General features: G+C 65.6%; 20 protein-coding genes. 10 read left to right on the top strand and 10 right to left on the bottom strand.

Going from position 1 to position 17,560, the window contains the following annotated elements:
• Positions 1-113: 113 nt before the first annotated feature.
• The 8 genes from OXR00_RS00235 to OXR00_RS00200 form a co-directional block, all read right to left on the bottom strand.
• Positions 114-1,100: an aldo/keto reductase gene (locus tag OXR00_RS00235; RefSeq protein WP_267386031.1), complete on the bottom strand. Its 987-nt coding sequence runs from the start codon at positions 1,098-1,100 to the stop codon at positions 114-116.
• Between the two features lie 127 nt (positions 1,101-1,227).
• Positions 1,228-1,725, bottom strand: a complete 498-nt coding sequence (locus OXR00_RS00230; RefSeq protein WP_267386030.1) for a hypothetical protein — start codon at positions 1,723-1,725, stop codon at positions 1,228-1,230.
• 79 nt (positions 1,726-1,804) lie between these two features.
• Positions 1,805-2,485, bottom strand: coding sequence for a hypothetical protein (locus tag OXR00_RS00225; protein WP_267386029.1), 681 nt, complete (start codon positions 2,483-2,485; stop codon positions 1,805-1,807).
• 74 nt (positions 2,486-2,559) lie between these two features.
• Positions 2,560-3,555: a quinolinate synthase NadA gene (gene nadA, locus OXR00_RS00220; protein ID WP_267386028.1), complete on the bottom strand. Its 996-nt coding sequence runs from the start codon at positions 3,553-3,555 to the stop codon at positions 2,560-2,562.
• A 59-nt stretch (positions 3,556-3,614) separates the two neighbouring features.
• Positions 3,615-4,346 carry a DUF4230 domain-containing protein gene (locus OXR00_RS00215; protein WP_267386027.1) on the bottom strand — a complete coding sequence of 244 codons (732 nt, stop codon included), beginning with the start codon at positions 4,344-4,346 and terminating at the stop codon, positions 3,615-3,617.
• Complete coding sequence (locus tag OXR00_RS00210) at positions 4,336-5,193, bottom strand: MBL fold metallo-hydrolase (RefSeq protein ID WP_267386026.1); 858 nt, start codon at positions 5,191-5,193, stop codon at positions 4,336-4,338. Before OXR00_RS00210 ends, OXR00_RS00215 begins: the two co-directional genes overlap by 11 nt.
• 56 nt (positions 5,194-5,249) lie before the next feature.
• A complete protein-coding gene (locus tag OXR00_RS00205) occupies positions 5,250-6,848 on the bottom strand; it encodes a M56 family metallopeptidase (protein ID WP_267386025.1) in 1,599 nt (532 codons plus the stop codon).
• Positions 6,845-7,213, bottom strand: a complete 369-nt coding sequence (locus OXR00_RS00200; protein WP_267386024.1) for a BlaI/MecI/CopY family transcriptional regulator — start codon at positions 7,211-7,213, stop codon at positions 6,845-6,847. The genes OXR00_RS00205 and OXR00_RS00200 overlap by 4 nt, the downstream gene beginning before the upstream one ends.
• 130 nt (positions 7,214-7,343) lie before the next feature.
• Between OXR00_RS00200 and OXR00_RS00195 the strand changes: the two genes are divergently transcribed.
• The 10 genes from OXR00_RS00195 to OXR00_RS00150 all read left to right on the top strand — a co-directional run bounded on the left by OXR00_RS00195 (position 7,344) and on the right by OXR00_RS00150 (position 16,185).
• Complete coding sequence (locus tag OXR00_RS00195) at positions 7,344-8,048, top strand: CoA transferase subunit A (RefSeq protein ID WP_267386023.1); 705 nt, start codon at positions 7,344-7,346, stop codon at positions 8,046-8,048.
• Positions 8,045-9,211, top strand: coding sequence for an HAD family acid phosphatase (locus tag OXR00_RS00190; RefSeq protein WP_267386022.1), 1,167 nt, complete (start codon positions 8,045-8,047; stop codon positions 9,209-9,211). Before OXR00_RS00195 ends, OXR00_RS00190 begins: the two co-directional genes overlap by 4 nt.
• Positions 9,211-9,858 (top strand): 3-oxoacid CoA-transferase subunit B, encoded by a 648-nt coding sequence (locus tag OXR00_RS00185; protein WP_267386021.1) that lies wholly within the window; start codon positions 9,211-9,213, stop codon positions 9,856-9,858. The genes OXR00_RS00190 and OXR00_RS00185 overlap by 1 nt, the downstream gene beginning before the upstream one ends.
• Positions 9,855-10,742 (top strand): alpha/beta hydrolase, encoded by an 888-nt coding sequence (locus tag OXR00_RS00180; protein ID WP_276592845.1) that lies wholly within the window; start codon positions 9,855-9,857, stop codon positions 10,740-10,742. Before OXR00_RS00185 ends, OXR00_RS00180 begins: the two co-directional genes overlap by 4 nt.
• A 126-nt stretch (positions 10,743-10,868) precedes the next feature.
• Entirely contained in the window at positions 10,869-12,308 is a 1,440-nt protein-coding gene (leuC, locus tag OXR00_RS00175; protein WP_267386020.1) for a 3-isopropylmalate dehydratase large subunit, read from the top strand.
• 169 nt (positions 12,309-12,477) lie between these two features.
• Positions 12,478-13,083: a 3-isopropylmalate dehydratase small subunit gene (gene leuD / locus OXR00_RS00170; protein WP_242151107.1), complete on the top strand. Its 606-nt coding sequence runs from the start codon at positions 12,478-12,480 to the stop codon at positions 13,081-13,083.
• An 84-nt stretch (positions 13,084-13,167) separates the two neighbouring features.
• Positions 13,168-13,491, top strand: coding sequence for a DUF1476 domain-containing protein (locus tag OXR00_RS00165; protein ID WP_242151104.1), 324 nt, complete (start codon positions 13,168-13,170; stop codon positions 13,489-13,491).
• Entirely contained in the window at positions 13,492-13,725 is a 234-nt protein-coding gene (locus OXR00_RS00160) for a BolA family transcriptional regulator (RefSeq protein ID WP_267386017.1), read from the top strand. It abuts the gene before it with no gap.
• A gap of 10 nt (positions 13,726-13,735) precedes the next feature.
• Positions 13,736-14,080, top strand: a complete 345-nt coding sequence (gene grxD, locus OXR00_RS00155) for a Grx4 family monothiol glutaredoxin (RefSeq protein WP_267386015.1) — start codon at positions 13,736-13,738, stop codon at positions 14,078-14,080.
• A 452-nt stretch (positions 14,081-14,532) separates the two neighbouring features.
• Entirely contained in the window at positions 14,533-16,185 is a 1,653-nt protein-coding gene (locus OXR00_RS00150) for a thiamine pyrophosphate-binding protein (RefSeq protein ID WP_267387100.1), read from the top strand.
• A 63-nt stretch (positions 16,186-16,248) separates the two neighbouring features.
• Here the strand turns inward: OXR00_RS00150 and OXR00_RS00145 are convergent, their stop codons facing one another.
• Together OXR00_RS00145 and thiS are read right to left on the bottom strand one after the other, a co-directional pair.
• Positions 16,249-16,419, bottom strand: a complete 171-nt coding sequence (locus OXR00_RS00145) for a CsbD family protein (protein ID WP_267386013.1) — start codon at positions 16,417-16,419, stop codon at positions 16,249-16,251.
• A gap of 116 nt (positions 16,420-16,535) precedes the next feature.
• Positions 16,536-17,540, bottom strand: coding sequence for a sulfur carrier protein ThiS (thiS, locus tag OXR00_RS00140; RefSeq protein ID WP_276592844.1), 1,005 nt, complete (start codon positions 17,538-17,540; stop codon positions 16,536-16,538).
• Between the last annotated feature and the right edge of the window lie 20 nt (positions 17,541-17,560).

The raw sequence follows: 17,560 nt of genomic DNA, 5'->3' as shown, positions 1-17,560 counted from the left end.
CTCTCAACGACAGTGTGTTGTTCAAGCCTATTCAGTTCCCGCAACGGCACCGTTCCCGCGCCGTGTCTCGCTGGTCGACGCAGCGAAACTCGGCGCGGGAACGGTTGCCAGGGTCAATTACCGGTCGCGGCCATCAAATGTTGCGGGTAGCGCGCACCCTCGACGTCGATCTCCGAAAGCGCGCTGGCGATCTCGGCGAGTTCGTCCTCACTCAACGTCACGCCCGTCGCACCGAGATTTTCCTCAAGCCGGTGCAGCTTGGTCGTGCCGGGGATCGGCACAATCCAGGGCCGCCGCGCGAGCAGCCACGCAAGCGCGATCTGCGCGGGTGTCGCTTCCTTCGCCTGAGCGATGGCCTTGATGCGATCGATCAGCGCCCGGTTCTTCGCCATTGCCTCGGGCGTGAAGCGCGGCAGCATCTTGCGGAAATCGCCTTCGGTCAGTTCGCCCGCCCCGAGTGCGCCGGTCAGAAAACCGCGACCAAGCGGACTGTAAGGCACCAGCCCGATGCCGAGTTCCTCGCATGTGTCAAGAATGCCGTTAGTCTCCGGGTCACGCGTCCACAGCGAATATTCGTTCTGGAGCGCCGCGACCGGCTGCACCGCGTGCGCCCGCCGAACCGTAGCGGCGGCGGCTTCCGACATGCCGGAATGGCGGACCTTACCCTCCGTGATCAGATCCTTGAGCGTGCCGGCAACGTCCTCGATCGGGACAGCGGTGTCGACGCGGTGCTGGTAGAACAGATCGATCACGTCCACGCCGAGGCGCTTGAGCGAAGCGTCGCACACCTCACGGATATGATCGGGCCGGCTGTTGAGCCCGCCGCCGACACCCTTGTCCGCGTTGAAGCCGAACTTGGTGGCGATCACCACCTGATCGCGCACCGGACGCAGCGCCTCGCCGACGATCACCTCATTGGTGAACGGCCCATAGACTTCGGCGGTATCGAAGAACGTCACGCCGAGATCGACCGCTTTGCGCAGCAGGGTGACGCTTTCGTCCTTGGATATTCCCTGACCGTAGCTGGAATTCAGCCCCATGCAGCCGAAGCCGAGCGCCGAAACTTCAAGCCCGCTGTTGCCGAGTATGCGTTTTTCCATGTGCGATACGCCTTTGCCGCTGTGATGTCGGCCCTGAAGATAGGCATTCGGAGCCGTAACGATTAGGGGGAGGAAAGCGGCATGGGCTTCGGCGCGGGTTCATCGACACCGCTGCACCTATGCAAGATCAGCGACGGCGCGACACCGCCAGCAGTCGCAACGCGAGCGCAAGTCGGCTGGCATCGTCCCGCGCGACGTGTTCGGCCGGCAGCAAAAGCTTCGCCCGCTCCAGTGCGGAAACGACATCGCCGCGCGACGCACCTTCCGCACAGAGCAGTTCACCCAGATATCGGACGGTAAACGGCGGTGCCCGGTCGCACGCTTGCGCCAGCGTTTCCAACCAATAGGCGTCGAGATCGCAATCCGCGTAGATCGCGCAATCTCCTGCCTCCGCAACCAGTTCCTGGAGCACCTCATCCGGATGTTGGCCATGCTGCAGCAGCATCTCGCGGGTTATGCCGTGAAGCTGCTCCGCCTCGCTCGACCAATCCCAGAACAGCCAATCGGGTGACGGACGGATCAACCAGCTCCGGGTCGATCCATCGACCTTCGCGAGCGCGACTTCGATCGGATAGGACTCTCCCGCCTCCGGCAGACACGACGCCTCGAAGTCGATGATCGCCACCTGCTGCGCCTGGGTAGAGAGACACTGAGTCGACACCGACCACCTCCGGACAGCAAGGTGCTGGCAATTCGCTTTCCTGTCACGAATTAAAACGCGCCGGCACGCCCGCGAAAGCCGCAATCCGCGCGAACCATGCCGCGCGTTCGGCCAGGCCAACCGCGCCGCCGTTGACCAGTCGCGTGACCCCCGCGAGATCGTTGCGGTCGGCGGCGGCGTTGCAGTTACGGTCGGACCATTGCGCAAGCGCGGGTTTGAGCGCGTGTTCGGCGGATGTGACAAGATCGGGATCGCCGACGAAATCCACGCCATGCCGCGCGGACGCCGTCGCATAGGCGGCGCGGCCGGTGGTTTGCAGGATGCCGCGTCCACGATACGTCCAGCCGTCCCGTGTTGCGGCCGGACCGTTGCCGAGCCTGCCGCCGTACACCAGACTGAACAGCGCTACGCCCTCGTCGCGCCGGCAGTGGTCGGCCATCTGCACGCAGGCCGCGCGATCGGCGAAATAGCCGTGCCAGTTGCCGGCATCCCAGATGGCGCCGAGCGCCTTTGCCGAATACCTGCCGTTCTCGACCAATTGTGTCAGCGCGCCGGTTTCATGCAGTACCTGCGCCATGAAGTGCGCCAGCCGCAACGGCGTGGTAACGCCATGCGCGATAAGCAGCCCGTCGCCATGCGCAAACGCCTGTTGATAGTTCGGCACCGCCCGCGGCGCGAACCGCTCGACAATATCCCCGGCGCGAGCGGTAATAATCCCGGTCATCACGACACCCCCAGTTACGAGGGTGCGCAAAGATCACATATTACGGTGCGTAGGACAGCCCCGTTAGGCGACGATCACGCTGCAACGAACGGGCCGAGATCACCCAGCCCCACCGTACCCGACGCCATCGCCAGCATCGCGTCCAGGCTCTTCTTCGCGCGCAGCCGCAGCCCTTCCTCGATCTCGATGCGCGGCGTCAGGTCGCGCAGCGCGACGTAGAGCTTCTCCATCGTATTGAGCGCCATGTACGGGCAGATGTTGCAGTTGCAGTTCCCGTCCGCGCCGGGCGCACCGATGAAGGTCTTGGCAGGCGCCGCCTTCTGCATCTGGTGGATGATGTGCGGCTCGGTCGCGACGATCAGCGTGTCGCCCGGCATCGTGTCGGCGAAGGCGAGGATGCCGCTGGTAGAGCCGACGTAATCGGCATGGTCGAGGATATAGGGCGGGCATTCCGGATGCGCGGCAATCGGCGCGCCCGGATTGGCGATCTGAAGCTTGAGCAGCTCGGTCTCGCTGAACGCCTCGTGCACGATGCACACGCCGGGCCACAGCAGCATCTCGCGACCCGTCTTGCGCGCAAGATAGCCGCCGAGGTTCTTGTCCGGGCCGAAGATGATCTTTTGGTCGGCGGGGATCTGCGACAGGATCTTCTCGGCCGAGGACGAGGTGACGATCACGTCGGAGAGCGCCTTCACCTCGGTCGAGCAGTTGATGTACGTCAGCGCGATATGATCCGGGTGCGCCGCGCGAAACGCCGCGAACTGCTCGGGCGGGCACGAATCCTCCAGCGAACACCCGGCATCCATGTCGGGCAGCACCACGATCTTTTCCGGGCTGAGGATCTTGGCCGTTTCCGCCATGAAGCGAACGCCGCAAAACGCGATCACGTCGGCATCAGTCGCCTGTGCCTTGCGCGAGAGGTCGAGACTGTCACCAACAAAATCGGCGAGATCCTGTATCTCAGGCTTCTGATAATAATGCGCGAGGATGACCGCGTTGCGCTCCTTGCGCAGCCGGTCGATCTCGGCGCGCAGGTCGAGCCCTTGCAGGTCTTGGGTCTGGACGGTCATGCGCTTGGTCTCCCTCGCGCGTGCAGATAGGCGCTCACGCGACGCTTGTCAGCCGGTCTTCACTTGCCGGCGGCGAGGATCTCGTCGAGTGAACGGCTACGGTCCCATTGCTCGCTGTTCCGGTTGCCCTCGCCCTCGAACTGCACGACGACATGCGCGTCGAGCCCGGCGATGGTGAGCGGGCGCTGATACAGATCGGCGATCTCGCGCCGCGCCGCCTCGCGCGCGCGCATCATGTTCTTCGCGGCGGTTGCTTCGCGCTGCACCACCTGCTCGGCGCGGCCGGAAGCACGCTGCCGCAGGCGCGCCATCGCACCGCGCGTGACGAGGAGGCCGGTCGTCTGGTCCACGGTCGCGCGTGCCTCGTCGACGTTGACACTGTCGACGCGCACGTCGGGCGGCGTGACGATCAGCGTTCGCGACGTCGCGTTCCAGAAGAAGTGGCTGCGATCGAGCTTGGCGAGATCGACGAAATAGTCCGCCTCGAATGGAGCCTTGAACACCAGCCCCGACGGCAACACCCCGCCCCAGCCCGCGTCGGAGGCGGTCGCCTGCACGGTACCGGTCAACATGCTGACGCGAAGGTCGGTCGCCCCGGCGAGTTTCGCGTCGACCACCTTGGAGATCGTCACCCCGTCGCTCTCGCGCTCGACCGTGTAGCTGACGGTATAATGTCTGTAGACGAGGTAGCCGCCCACGCCGAGCGCAACCAGCACCGCCAGGAACACCGCGCCGGCGATCGCGGGCACGATCCACGCCGAGGCACGCGGGGGTGCGGGCTCAGCCGACATGCGACCAGACCTCGCCATGCTCCGCCACCAACCCACGCCCGCGCAGGTCGATCAGGTGCGCCAGCACCGAGCACCCGGCGGCGGGGCGCAGCCTCGGGTCAAGGCCCACGTACATGCGTTCCACCATCTCCGGCAGCGGGCGTGCACCATCGCGCAGCAGCCGCAGGATCTGCCCCTCGCGCTGCTTGCGGTGGCCCATCATGCCGCGCACCAGCCGGCGCGGATTGTCGATCGGATCGCCATGCGCCGGGTAATAGATGCGATCGTCGCGCCGCAACACCTTGTCGAGGCTGGCCATATAGTCGGTCATGTCGCCATCGGGCGGCGCAACCACACTGGTGGACCAGCCCATGACATGATCGCCGCTGAACAGCGCGTTCGCCTCGGCAAGCGCGAAACAGAGGTGGTTGGACGTGTGTCCCGGCGTATGGATCGCGCTGAGCGTCCAGCCCTCCCCCGCCACCGTGTCGCCGTCCGCAAGCACGCGGTCCGGCGCGTAATCGGTGTCGAACCCGGCCTCCAGCCTGGGGCCGGTGTTGGCTTGCGCGAGCGGGGCGCAGCCGACGATCGGCGCGCCGGTGATCGCCGCGAGCGGACGCGACGCCGGACTGTGATCGCGGTGCGTGTGGGTGATGACGATCGCGCCGACTGGCCGCCCGGCGATCGCAGCGACGATCGCGTCGATATGCTCGGGTGCATCGGGACCGGGATCGATCACCGCAAGTTCACGCTGACCGACCAGATAGAGCTGCGTGCCGGTATACGTAAACGGCGACGGATTGGGCGCGAGCAGCCGCGCGACCAGCGGCTCCAGCGGTTGCGCGATGCCGGTCTGCTGTTCGTCCATCACCGCGATGTGGCGGCGCGGCGCGTCGAACGCAAGCCCGCGCCGCGCGTCCAGCCTCAGCGCGCCCGCGCCATGTCCGCGTCCAGTTCGGCCAGTGACCGGACGATCGCGGCAAGCGCTTCCCGGCGGCCCTCGGCGGGCATCCGCGTATTGTCGGTGACGTTGGCGCGCGCCTTGCGCAAACCTGCCATAGCCGAGCGATAGGCATTGCGTTGCATAACTGCGCCACTCGTCGCCATTGCGGTGGCGTGCGCGGCGGCTTTCTCGATCCGGTCGTTGCAGACGGTGATGCGACGCCGCCCTCCCTGCTCGTCATGGATCACCAGCGGGCGTTCCGCACTGTCGCCGCAGTTGGACGAGACGACCTGCGGCAGATTGGCGAACCTGTCGTCGGTGGCGATATCCTCATCGTCGATGCGGACGCTGTGACGGCGCATCTCGCGGCCGTCGGTAGTGACGATCTTCTCCACGGCCGTAGTAATGTGCGAAGCGGCGGCTGGTGGCTGGGAAGGCGCGTCGACACTAACGTCGGACATGGGTGGCAAGGGCGGCGCGCCGGCGATGCGTGGCGCATCTGGTGCCAGCGGCGGAAGTGGGGCACGCCGGTCACCAGTCGCTATCGGCGTGATCGGGAGCGGCGCCACGAGAGGCGCGATCCGATCGATCGTCGCCAGATCGACGCCCGTAACCGTCTTCACCCGCACGCGGACATGCTCCGCCGCCTGCGTGCCCGACGCGGTCAGCCCCAGCGCCGCCACGCCGACCAGCGCCACCGTCGCCGCGCCGCCGGCCAGCCGCGCACGCGAAATGCGACGGGTGGTCAGCATCCGCAGCCGCCCTTTCAGATCGTCGATGGTATGGAGGTGACATGCCGCCGACACCGCGCCGCCATGCGCCGCTTTCAGGATCGCGCAGGCATAGGTGTGCCGCGTGATCGCCGGTCGACCGGCCAACACGCGCGCGTCATTCGCCACTTCCTGATCGGTACGAAACGCGCGGAACGCGTACCAGGCGACCGGATTGAACCAGTGTAGCGCCAACACCGCCAGCGCAATCCAGTTCGCGATCAGATCGCCGCGCGCATGGTGGCCAAGCTCGTGCGCCAACGCGAGATCGCGCTCGGCATCATCGTAGCGCGCGCTGAAATCGGCCGGGAACGCGACGTAGCGACGCCAGATGCCGAACGCGAGCGGACCGCGCGCCGCCGGCGTTTCGATCACGGCGATGTCGCCACGCGCCTCGACCGGCGCCGCCTCGGCAAGCAGATCGCGGCAGAACTGCCGGTGCGCGAGGATGTGGAAGCCGGCGAACGCCAGCGCGCCGATCAGCCAGACCGCCGCCAATACCGGCACGAACACCGTCCAGTCGAACGCCTGCGCCGCCTGCCCTGCTCCGGCGGCTGGGGCGGCCAACATCACCGCGATCGGCTCGCTTGCCCGCCTGACCGGCAGAATCGCCGCGTGGTGAACCGCCTGCGGTACCAGACGCGGCACCGTCGCAGGTAAGGGCGGCAGCACCAGACGCAACACCGGCAACGCCCACAAGGCATAGGCCACGTCGGCACCGAACGCGCGCCGCACCGGGTGCCGGATCAGCAGCACCAGCGCCATCAGCACGCCCGAGGCGATCAGCCCTTCGATCATCCAGCCGATCATGATTTCAGACCTTTCAGCAAAGCCTCGATCTCCGCGATATCCTGCGCCGACAGCGCATCCCGCTCGGCGAGATGGGCGACCAGCGGGGTCAGCTTGCCGCCAAACAGCCGGTCGATCAGCCGCCGCGATTCGCCTGCGACATAGTCTTCGCGCGGGACGAGCGGACGGTAGAGATAGCGCCGCCCATCCGCCTCATGCGCGATCACCTTCTTGGCGAGCAGACGGCCGAGCAACGTCTTGACCGTGTTGGCCGACCAGTCACGCGTGACGGCGACGCGTTCCGACACGTCCTGCGCAGTGAGCGGGCTGTCTTCCCACAGCACCTCCATCACCGCATGTTCGGCATCGCTGATCCGTTCCGCCACGACTCGCTCCTAAATCCGATTACGCTTGTAATCACACATGATTACAAGCGTAGTCAATAGCGCGGGCGCATGCTCCCTTGACCACCGCCGCACCGCGCCCCTATCCGCCGGGGATCGTCAAGGAGTATCCATGCAGAAGCTCTATCCGAACGCCGCCGCCGCGCTTGACGGTCTGCTCCACGACGGCATGACGATCTGTGCGGGCGGCTTCGGCCTGTCCGGCATTCCCGAGCGCCTGATCGACGCGATCCGCGATGCCGGCACGAAGGATCTGACGATCGCCAGCAACAATGCGGGCATCGACGGCGAGGGGCTCGGCAAGCTGCTACGCACCCGGCAGGTCAAGAAGATGATCTCCTCCTATGTCGGCGAGAACAAGGAATTCGAGCGGCAGTATCTGGCTGGCGAACTCGAGGTCGAGTTCTGCCCGCAGGGGACGCTTGCCGAACGCTGCCGCGCAGGCGGTGCCGGCATCCCCGGATTTTATACGAAGACCGGTGTCGGCACGCTGGTGGCCGAGGGCAAGGAAGTGAAGAGCTTCGATGGGGAAGATTACATCCTCGAGCGCGGCATCCGTGCCGATCTGTCGATCATCAAGGGCTGGAAGGCGGACGAGAGCGGCAACCTCATCTTCCGCAAGACCGCGCGCAATTTCAACGCACCGATGGCGACCGCCGGGCGGGTGTGCGTAGCGGAAGTCGAGGAAGTAGTGCCGGTCGGCAGCCTCGATCCCGATACCATCCACCTGCCCGGCATCTACGTGAAGCGGATGATCGTCGGCAGCCCGTACGACAAGAAGATCGAGTTCCGTACCGTGCGGGAACGCGCCGCTTGAAGCGACTGCCTGCCCTGCTCCCTGCGGCCTTTCTGCTGCTGCAAGGTTTTGCGACGGTGCCGGTAACGGCCAACGACATGGGCAACCGTGACGACGCGCGTCTGGCGGGTCGGAGCGAGACCGGTACCGACCATGCCGTCTACCGGACGTCATCGGATGCCGCGCCCGTCATCCAGGCCACGTATGCGGGACCGGACACCGCTTCGCCCGCGGGTCACGTGGCGATGGTGCAGCCGATCACGGTGGCGATGACCGCTACGCCGTCTCGCCTGATCCGCCGGCGCGATCGGCGCGCCACGCCGCGCGGACACAGCAAGGCACTGTCGCCGCCGTCGCGTTCGATAGCGGTACCGGCGGGCGAGCAATATCTCTACGGCTCGGGCGAAGCCGCCGCCGCGTATATCCAGACCTATAACGCGCTGGAGACGTACCTCCTCGGTATCGCGGCGGATCGTGCGATCGGGCGTAATGTCCGGTCGGTCGTGCTCGCTCCCGGCGCGAGGCTCCAGAAACCAGCCTTCCTGCCGTGCGAACAGAAGCCGATGGCGGTGGTGTTCGACATCGACGAGACGGTGGTGCTCAACCTCGGCTTCGAGCAGGCCAGCCTTGCGGCAGGCGGCGGCTATAGCGCGGAGCGCTGGGACGCGTGGGAAAAGTCGGGCAGCAGGGCGGTCTCGCTCGTTCCCGGCGTGCAAGACGCCATCAAGGTCGCGCGCGACGCGCATGTCGAGGTGATCTTCAACTCGAACCGCTCGGGCGCGAATGCGGACGAGACCGCGGCGATGCTCAACGGACTTGGCGTCGGCCCGGTCGCGTACGGCAAGAACCTCTGGCTGAAGGGCGACGGCGGCAGCACCGGCAACGGCAAGGATGCGCGCCGTCAGGACATTTCGCTGCACCACTGCGTGATCGCGATGGTCGGCGATCAGCTCGGCGATTTCAGCGATCTGTTCAACGCCAGCGACCTCACCATCGCCGCGCGCCGCCAGCTTCCAGCGGGACGCGAGATCCGCCTGCTGTGGGGCCACGGCTGGTTCATGCTGCCGAACCCGGTTTACGGCACCGCGCTCAAGGGCACGCAGGCGGAGGTTTACCCCGCCGACAAACGCTGGACGCCCGGATCGGCGCCCCTACCCGACCCCGCTACCACGGAGAGTAAGTAATGGCCTGGACCCGTGACGACATGGCCGCGCGCGCCGCACGCGAATTGCAGGATGGTTTCTACGTCAACCTCGGCATCGGCATTCCGACGCTGGTGGCGAACCACATCCCGGCGGGCGTGGAAGTGACGCTGCAGTCCGAGAACGGCATGCTCGGCATCGGCCCCTTCCCCTTCGCGGGCGAGGAGGATGCCGATCTCATCAACGCCGGCAAACAGACGATCAGCGAACTGCCGCAGAGCGCTTATTTCGGGTCTGACCAGAGCTTCGCGATGATCCGCGGCGGCCATATCGACCTCACCGTGCTGGGCGCGATGGAGGTTGCCGAAAACGGCGACATTGCCAACTGGATGATCCCCGGCAAGATGATCAAGGGCATGGGCGGTGCGATGGATCTCGTCGCCGGCGTGAAGAAGATCATCGTCGTGATGGAGCATACCAGCAAGAACGGTGACGCCAAGTTCATCCCCGCCTGTACGCTGCCGCTGACCGGCAAGAACGTGGTGGACATGATTATTACCGATCTGTGCGTGTTCAGCCGCCCCGATCATGACAGCCCGTTCGCGCTGGTCGAACTCGCACCCGGCGTGACCGAGGGGGAGGTCGCCGACCGGACCACCGCGCACTATCTGCCGTTGCAGGCGGCTTGATCCTCCGCGTTGCCGCGATTGGGCTGGCGCTGCTCGCCGCCGGTCTCGTCGCCATCCTGACATTGCTGACGCCGCCGGGTCAGCTCACCTTCCTGGACGGCGCGCTTGGTGGAGGCTGGGGTGCCGAACGGCCGGGCCATGATCTTGGCTTCGGCAACCATGGCCAGACCCTCGACGTGTGGCGGCCGACCGGGGCCACGGGCAAGGCGCTGCCAGTTCTGATCTTCTTCTACGGCGGCGGCTGGGTAGCCGGCTCGCACGATGCCTATGGTTTTGCAGCGCGTGCGTTTGCAAAGCAGGGCTTCGTCGTCGTGGTGCCGGATTACCGCAAGGTTCCAAGCGTTCGATTTCCCGCGTTCGTCGAGGATGGCGCGGATGCGGTGAAATGGACGCGCGATCACATCGCTGCATACGGCGGCGATCCCGCCCGCATCGCGGTCGCCGGCCATTCCGCCGGTGCCTATATCGCCACGCTGCTCGCCCTCGACACGCACTATCTCGCCAACGAAGGCATGCCGCGGGACACAATCAAGGCGGTGGTCGGCCTGTCCGGGCCGTATGATTTCTACCCCTGGACTTCGCCGCGCGCGGTCGAAGCCTTCAAGGGTACGCGTGATCCGCGCACCACCCAGCCAATCACCTATGCGCGCGCCGATGCGCCGCCGATGCTGCTCGTCACCTCCTCCGGCGATACCGAAGTGCAGCCGCGCAACGCCGCCAATCTCACGCGGCGGCTGAAGTCGCTCGGCGCGACTGCCGCGTTCCGAGACTACCCCGATCTGACTCATGAAAACGTGGCGATGGCGCTGTCGATACCGTTCAGAGGGAAGGCACCGGTGCTGTCGGATAGCGTAGCCTTCCTCCACCATGTTCTTGGCGAATGATGCCTAAGCAACAACCCTGATAGGCGCGGTTTGGCGATTATGGTAAACGGTGGCAAGCGGCTCTCACGCAATGAACATGCAGCCAAAGGTTGCAGCCGCGCACTAAATGGCTAAACCGCGCGCATCATGGCTAATCCGCAAACACTCTACGAAAAGATCTGGAACGCGCATATCGTCGAGAAGCGCGATGACGGGACGTGCCTCCTTTATATAGACCGCCACCTCGTTCATGAGGTGACGAGCCCGCAGGCTTTTGCCGGTCTGCGTGTCAACGGCCGCACGGTGCGCCGCCCCGATCTGACGCTCGCGGTGCCGGATCATAATCTGCCGACCACGCCGCGCGTCGACGCGCAGGGGCATCGCCTGCCGATCACCGACCCGGAAAGCGCGCAGCAGCTCGATATGCTGACGCGCAACACCGCCGAATTCGGCATCGACTATATCGACGCGACCGCGCCCGCACAGGGCATCGTCCACGTCATCGGTCCGGAGCAAGGCTTCACCCTGCCCGGCACGATCCTGGTCTGCGGTGACAGCCACACGTCGGCGCACGGCGCGATCGGCGCGCTCGCGTTCGGCATCGGCACGTCAGAGGTCGAGCATGTGCTGGCGACGCAAACCCTGCTGCTCTCGCCCTCCAAGACCATGGAGATTCGCGTCGAGGGCACGCTCGGTGCCGGCGTGACCGCGAAGGACGTCATCCTCCACGTCATCGGCAAGATCGGCGCGGCGGGCGGCACAGGTTACGTGATCGAATATACCGGCTCGACGATCCGCGATCTGTCGGTCGAGGGCCGGCTGACCATCGCCAACATGTCGATCGAGGGCGGCGCGCGCGCTGGCCTGATCGCGCCAGACGAGACCACTTTCGCCTATCTGAAAGACCGGCCGATGGCGCCGAAGGGTGCCGCATGGGACGCCGCCGTCGCCTATTGGCGCACCCTGCCGAGCGATCCAGGCGCGGTGTACGATCGCACCGTGCTGATCGACGCGACCGAAATCGCGCCGTCGCTCACCTGGGGCACCAGCCCCGAGGACGTCGTGCCGATCACCGGCACCGTGCCCGATCCGATGAGTTTCGCGGATCCGTCGAAGCAGGTCGCCGCACAAAAATCGCTCGATTACATGGGCCTCACCCCCGGCACGCCGATGGCGCAGGTGCCGGTGCAGCACGTTTTCATCGGCAGTTGCACCAACAGCCGTATCGAGGATCTGCGCGCCGCCGCCGCGATCGCCGGCGGCCGCCATGTCGCTGCGGGCGTGCGCGCGCTGGTCGTGCCCGGCTCCGGTCTCGTCAAGCGTCAGGCCGAGGCGGAGGGGCTGGATCGCATCTTCGTCGAAGCCGGATTCGAATGGCGCGAGCCGGGCTGTTCGATGTGCCTGGCGATGAACCCGGATAAAGTGCCGCCGGGCGAACGCTGCGCTTCCACATCCAATCGCAATTTTGTAGGGCGGCAGGGCCCGGGTGCGCGGACGCATCTGGTCTCCCCCGCGATGGCGGCTGCGGCCGCGATCAACGGCCGGTTGAGTGACGTCCGCGAGTTCGACACAGGGGTAATATCATGAAGCGCGCATTGATCCTCCTTATCATGGGCACGGTTGTAAGCGGCATTGCCGCGTATGCCGCCACCGCGCGTCCGATCCGCGTTGCGGCGGTCATCGGCGAACATTGATCGCGCGAGTGCCGGTGTAAAGTACGCCGACACTCTGTGATGGTCCTTGGGGAAGCACCTAGATGAAGCCTGTCACCCACGTCTCCGGCCGCGCTTATCCGTGGGGCGCGAAGAACATCGACACCGACGTCATCATCCCTGCGCACTGGCTGAAGACGGTCACGCGCGAGGGGCTGGGCAAGGGCGCGTTCGAGACGGTGCGGGCGGAAAGCGGCAATATCTTCGACGATCCGCGTTACGCCGGTGCGCCCGTACTGATCGCCGGCGACAATTTCGGTTGCGGGTCTAGCCGCGAACATGCCGCGTGGGCGCTCGCCGACATGGGCATCTCCGCCGTGATCGCGCCAAGCTTCTCCGACATCTTTTCCGGCAACGCGTTCAAGAACGGCATCGTCACGGTTGTCTTGCCGCAGGATGCGATCGATCGGCTGATCGAAGTCGCGAAGACCGACGCCGTATCGATCGATCTCGAAACCATGACGGTCACCACGCCGTTTCAGGATCGCTTCCCGTTCGCGCTCGATCCGTTCCGCCGCCAGTGCCTGATGGAGGGCCTCGACGAGATCGGCCTTACGCTGGCGCGCGATACGGCAATCTCGGGCTATGAGGCTGGTCTGGCCGAGAGCCGCCCGTGGATGGCGGGCGAGCGGTTTCACGCCAGCGCCTGACCCCCGGCGCAGGGCGCGGTTGCGCACCCGGTACGGCTTCCCTATCTCGCAGGAGACAGTTTCAGGCTTTAGGGGAAGCGCCAGATGACCACTTTCGACGAACGCGAGCGCGCATTCGAAGCCAAATTCGCCCGTGACGAGGAAGCTGCGTTTCGCATTCACGCGCGCCGCAACCGTCTGCTCGGCTATTGGGCGGCCGATCTGATGAAGCTAACCAAGGAAGAAGCCGACACCTACGCCACATCGATCGTCCACGCCGATCTTGAAGAGGGTGGCGACGACGACATGGTGCGCAAGCTGCTCGGCGATCTGACCGCCGCGAATGTCGAGTGCGACGAGGCCACGGTCCGCCGCGCCATCGACGAGCGTACCGTCGAGGCACGCCGCCAGCTGCTGGCGTCCGAATAGATGCCGATGGCCGCACATGAGATCGAGGCGCTGATCGTCGCCGCGATTCCCGACGCGAAGGTCGAGATGACCGACCTCGCCGGCGATAACGACCATTGGGCCGCCCGCGTCACCAGCGAGATGTTCCGCGGGCTCCCCCGCGTCAAGCAACAGCGTGCGGTCTACGCCGCGCTGGGTGACCGCATGGGGGGCGTGCTCCACGCCCTGCAACTTACCACCGCCGTTCCAGAGTGAAGGAAGCGTTATGACCCCCGAGACCAACGACGATACCCAGGCCCGCCTCGCCGCCATGGTGACCAAGAGCGACGTGCTGCTGTTCATGAAGGGCAGCCCGTTGTTTCCGCAGTGCGGCTTCTCCAGCCGCGCGGTCGCCATCCTCAACCACGTTGGCGTCGAGTTCGACAGCGTGGACGTATTGCAGGATCAGGGCGTGCGTCAGGGCATCAAGCAGTTCTCCGACTGGCCTACCATCCCGCAGCTTTACGTGAAGGGTGAGTTCGTCGGCGGGTCGGACATCATGATGGAGATGTACGAGAGCGGCGAACTGTCGCAGCTTCTCACCGATGCCGGGCTGGTCAAGGCCGCCTGAGGATAATGGTTCCACCGCACCCGGTGCGTGAGCCGGGTGCGGACGGACCGACGCGAGATCGGGGGCAGCATCGGCCCGTCCTGCTGAAGCGTTACCGCTCGGCTGCTGTTAGCTTTGCAGAACGCGTGCCAAATTAGCAAAAGTAACGAGAACGAGCGGCTTATAAGGTTAACGGCCAGCATGCCCGTAATGGGTATGTAAACTATCTCGACATTTCCGGCGTTCCATCAACGCGGGTTCCGAACGCGCTTGCGCACTAATCTGCAAGCCCTCTGCTCCTTTGCTAGGCGGGCGGCGATCCGTTCATTCAACGCGCGGTGCTGAGCGCTCAGCTCCCATCCCAACACAACGCCACTTGGACCTTGGTCTTTGCTAGGGAAGTAGTGCGAGGCGTAGGTCGAGATCACCACCCTTCGACAAGCCGCTGCCCAGCGTTTAAGCTCCTGGCGATGATGATCTCCCCCCCTTTCGCCCGCACCGGCGGCCGCATCCTCGTCGATCAGTTGCTCGCCCAAGGCAGCGACCGGATCTTCACCGTACCGGGCGAGAGTTTCCTGGCGGTGTTGGACGCGCTGCATGACACGCCAGCGATCGACGTTGTGGTATGCCGGCAAGAAGGCGGCGTCGCCTTCATGGCGTGCGCGGACGGTGCGTTGACCGGGCGGCCCGGCATCGCCTTCGTCACACGCGGGCCGGGCGCAACCAACGCCTCGATCGGCGTCCATGTCGCGATGCAGGACAGCCAACCGATGATCCTGTTCATCGGCGATGTCGATCGCGCCACGCGTGATCGCGAGGCGTTTCAGGAGATCAATTTTGAGGCGATGTTCACACCGATCGCCAAGTGGGCGGCGCGGATTGACGACGCGCGTCGCATCCCCGAATATGTCGCGCGCGCCTATGCGACAGCGATCAGCGGGCGGCCCGGTCCGGTCGTCCTCGCGCTGCCCGAGGACATGCTCAAGGATGTTGTCGAAGCGATCGACCGCCCCTGTGTCGAACGGATCATCCAGGCGGTCGACCCGATCGAACTGCGCGCGCTGGCCGGACTGCTCGATACGGCCGAACGGCCGGTGATGATCGTCGGCGGCGCCGGCTGGACCGGCACCGCCGCGCGCGACATCGTGGCATGGGCCGAGCGCAGCGGCGTGCCGATCGCCTGCGCGTTCCGGCGGCAGGATGCGGTGCCGAACGACTGCACGGTGTGGGCAGGCAACCTGGGATATGGCCCCAATCCGAAGCTGGTCGAGCGCGTACGCGCCGCCGATCTGCTGCTGGTGGTCGGTCCGCGATTGGGCGAAGCAACGACCGATGGCTACGCGCTCATCACGCCCGATCATCCTGGACAAACGCTGGTCCACGTCCATCCGGACCCGGTTGAGCTCGGCAGCACCTATCGCACCGATCTCGCGATTTGCGCAGACATGGCCTCGTTCGGGGACGCGTTGCTGTCGATCGACATGACAGCGCTGGCGGCGGGTGCGGAGGCGCACGACGATTATCTCGGCTGGTCCACACCCGCCCCGCGCGATGGCCTGGCGCTCGATCTCGGCCCCTGCGTGGCGGCAATGCGCGACATGCTGCCGGCCGACACGATCATCTGCAACGGTGCTGGAAACTACAGCGGCTGGTGGCACCGCTACTGGCGCTATGCCGGCCCGGTCAGCCAGCTTGCGCCGACCGCGGGCGCAATGGGCTACGGTGTTCCCGCCGCCACCGCTGCCGCGCTGCGTCATCCGCAACGCATGATCGTCGCGCTCGCCGGTGACGGCTGTTTCCTGATGAACGGCCAGGAACTCGCGACGGCGGTGACACACGGTGCGAACATGCTGGTGCTGGTGATCGACAACGGTGGTTATGGCACGATCCGCATGCATCAGGAGCGCGACTATCCCGGTCGCGTCAGCGGCACCCGGCTGGGTAATCCCGATTTCGCCGCGCTTGCACGGGCGTATGGCTGCTGGGCGGAAACGGTAGAGGCGACCGAAGCGTTCGCGCCGGCTTTGCAGCGGGCGCTGGCCGAGCCGGGAGTCAAGCTGCTCCACCTGAAGACGGAGATGCGCGCCATCACCGCCGGTGCGATGCTGCGGGACGGAGCAGCATAAGTCTCACACGAAAAAGCCGCCCCGGTGTCCCGGAGCGGCTATATCTTCTACACAGGCGATGACTCAGATGTCGTCGCCAAGCAGGCCCTTGACCTTGCCTTTGAGCTGCTGGCCTTTGCCGGTCGCTTCCTGATCAGCGCCGTCGGCCCGCGTTACCGGATCGTCGCTCTGCTGCTTGGCCTTGCCAAGCGCTTCGTTGACGTTGCCTTTGATCTTGTCGACGAGTTCACCCATGATGGAATCTCCTGTCGGTTGCCGCGTCGCGCAGGTGCGTGACGCTACCTGCTTAAACAACGGTCGGACCCCATCGTTGTTCCACCTCAATGATCCAGATCAGCTATGGCGAGACGTCAGATCAGGCCTGAGAGCGGACTCGACGGATCGGCATAGCGACGCTTGCCCATCCGCCCGGCAAGATAGGCCAGCCGCCCGGCCTCCACGCCCGCCTTCATCGCGGCGGCCATCATGATCGGGTCCTTCGCCTCAGCGATCGCGGTGTTCATCAGCACGCCGTCGCAGCCGAGTTCCATTGCCGCCGCCGCGTCGGATGCAGTGCCGACACCGGCATCGACCAGCACCGGCACGCCGGCGCCCTCGACGATCAGCCGGATCGTCACCTGATTCTGGATGCCGAGCCCCGAACCGATCGGCGCGCCCAGCGGCATGATCGCCACCGCGCCGGCGTTCTCCAGCCGCTTCGCCGCGATCGGATCGTCCACGCAATAGACCATCGGCAGAAAGCCCTCCTTGGCGAGCACCTCGGTCGCGCGCAGCGTCTCGACCATGTCGGGGTAGAGCGTCTTGGCCTCGCCCAGCACCTCGAGCTTGACCAGATCCCAACCGCCCGCCTCGCGTGCCAGCCGCAGCGTGCGGATCGCGGACTCGGCATCGAAGCAGCCTGCGGTGTTGGGCAGGTACGTCACCTTCTTGGGGTCAATGAAGTCGGTCAGCATCGGCGCGTTCGGGTCCGACACGTTGACGCGCCGAACCGCGACGGTGACGATCTCCGCGCCCGAGGCTTCCAGCGCGGCAGCGTTCTGCGCGAAATCCTTGTACTTGCCGGTGCCGACGATCAGCCGCGAGCGAAACGTCCGCCCAGCCACGCTCCACGTGTCGGCTGCGACCGGTGCGGCGTGATCGCCACCTCCGACGAAATGCACGATCTCCAGCGTATCGCCATCCTCGACCAGCACATCCTTCAATGTCGAGCGCGGCACCACCGACAGGTTGCGCTCCACCGCGACCTTCTCCGGCAGCAGCCCCATGTCGGCGGCGAGGTCGGCGAGCGTCAGCCCGGCGCGCACCCGGCGATGCTCACCGTTGATGGTGATCGAGAGGGTTCCGTCAGTGTGCATATCGATTCCCAAATTGATCT

The sequence above is a fragment of the Sphingomonas sp. GC_Shp_3 genome (genome assembly GCF_026540945.1).
Taxonomy (GTDB): Bacteria; Pseudomonadota; Alphaproteobacteria; order Sphingomonadales; family Sphingomonadaceae; genus Sphingomonas.
Note: the sequence above shows the minus strand (reverse complement) of the source record. Positions and strands in the feature narration are given on the sequence as shown.

What these genes read in the sequence shown, in the direction of transcription:
- OXR00_RS00195 (WP_267386023.1), top strand. Translation starts at nt 7,344, where the DNA reads ATGCAGAAGCTCTATCCGAACGCCGCCGCCGCGCTTGACGGTCTGCTC.
- OXR00_RS00235 (WP_267386031.1), bottom strand. Translation starts at nt 1,100, where the DNA reads ATGGAAAAACGCATACTCGGCAACAGCGGGCTTGAAGTTTCGGCGCTC.
- OXR00_RS00210 (WP_267386026.1), bottom strand. Translation starts at nt 5,193, where the DNA reads ATGGACGAACAGCAGACCGGCATCGCGCAACCGCTGGAGCCGCTGGTC.
- leuC (WP_267386020.1), top strand. Translation starts at nt 10,869, where the DNA reads ATGGCTAATCCGCAAACACTCTACGAAAAGATCTGGAACGCGCATATC.
- nadA (WP_267386028.1), bottom strand. Translation starts at nt 3,555, where the DNA reads ATGACCGTCCAGACCCAAGACCTGCAAGGGCTCGACCTGCGCGCCGAG.
- leuD (WP_242151107.1), top strand. Translation starts at nt 12,478, where the DNA reads ATGAAGCCTGTCACCCACGTCTCCGGCCGCGCTTATCCGTGGGGCGCG.
- OXR00_RS00165 (WP_242151104.1), top strand. Translation starts at nt 13,168, where the DNA reads ATGACCACTTTCGACGAACGCGAGCGCGCATTCGAAGCCAAATTCGCC.
- OXR00_RS00215 (WP_267386027.1), bottom strand. Translation starts at nt 4,346, where the DNA reads ATGTCGGCTGAGCCCGCACCCCCGCGTGCCTCGGCGTGGATCGTGCCC.
- OXR00_RS00205 (WP_267386025.1), bottom strand. Translation starts at nt 6,848, where the DNA reads ATGATCGGCTGGATGATCGAAGGGCTGATCGCCTCGGGCGTGCTGATG.
- OXR00_RS00185 (WP_267386021.1), top strand. Translation starts at nt 9,211, where the DNA reads ATGGCCTGGACCCGTGACGACATGGCCGCGCGCGCCGCACGCGAATTG.
- OXR00_RS00145 (WP_267386013.1), bottom strand. Translation starts at nt 16,419, where the DNA reads ATGGGTGAACTCGTCGACAAGATCAAAGGCAACGTCAACGAAGCGCTT.
- OXR00_RS00150 (WP_267387100.1), top strand. Translation starts at nt 14,533, where the DNA reads ATGATCTCCCCCCCTTTCGCCCGCACCGGCGGCCGCATCCTCGTCGAT.
- grxD (WP_267386015.1), top strand. Translation starts at nt 13,736, where the DNA reads ATGACCCCCGAGACCAACGACGATACCCAGGCCCGCCTCGCCGCCATG.
- OXR00_RS00225 (WP_267386029.1), bottom strand. Translation starts at nt 2,485, where the DNA reads ATGACCGGGATTATTACCGCTCGCGCCGGGGATATTGTCGAGCGGTTC.
- thiS (WP_276592844.1), bottom strand. Translation starts at nt 17,540, where the DNA reads ATGCACACTGACGGAACCCTCTCGATCACCATCAACGGTGAGCATCGC.
- OXR00_RS00160 (WP_267386017.1), top strand. Translation starts at nt 13,492, where the DNA reads ATGCCGATGGCCGCACATGAGATCGAGGCGCTGATCGTCGCCGCGATT.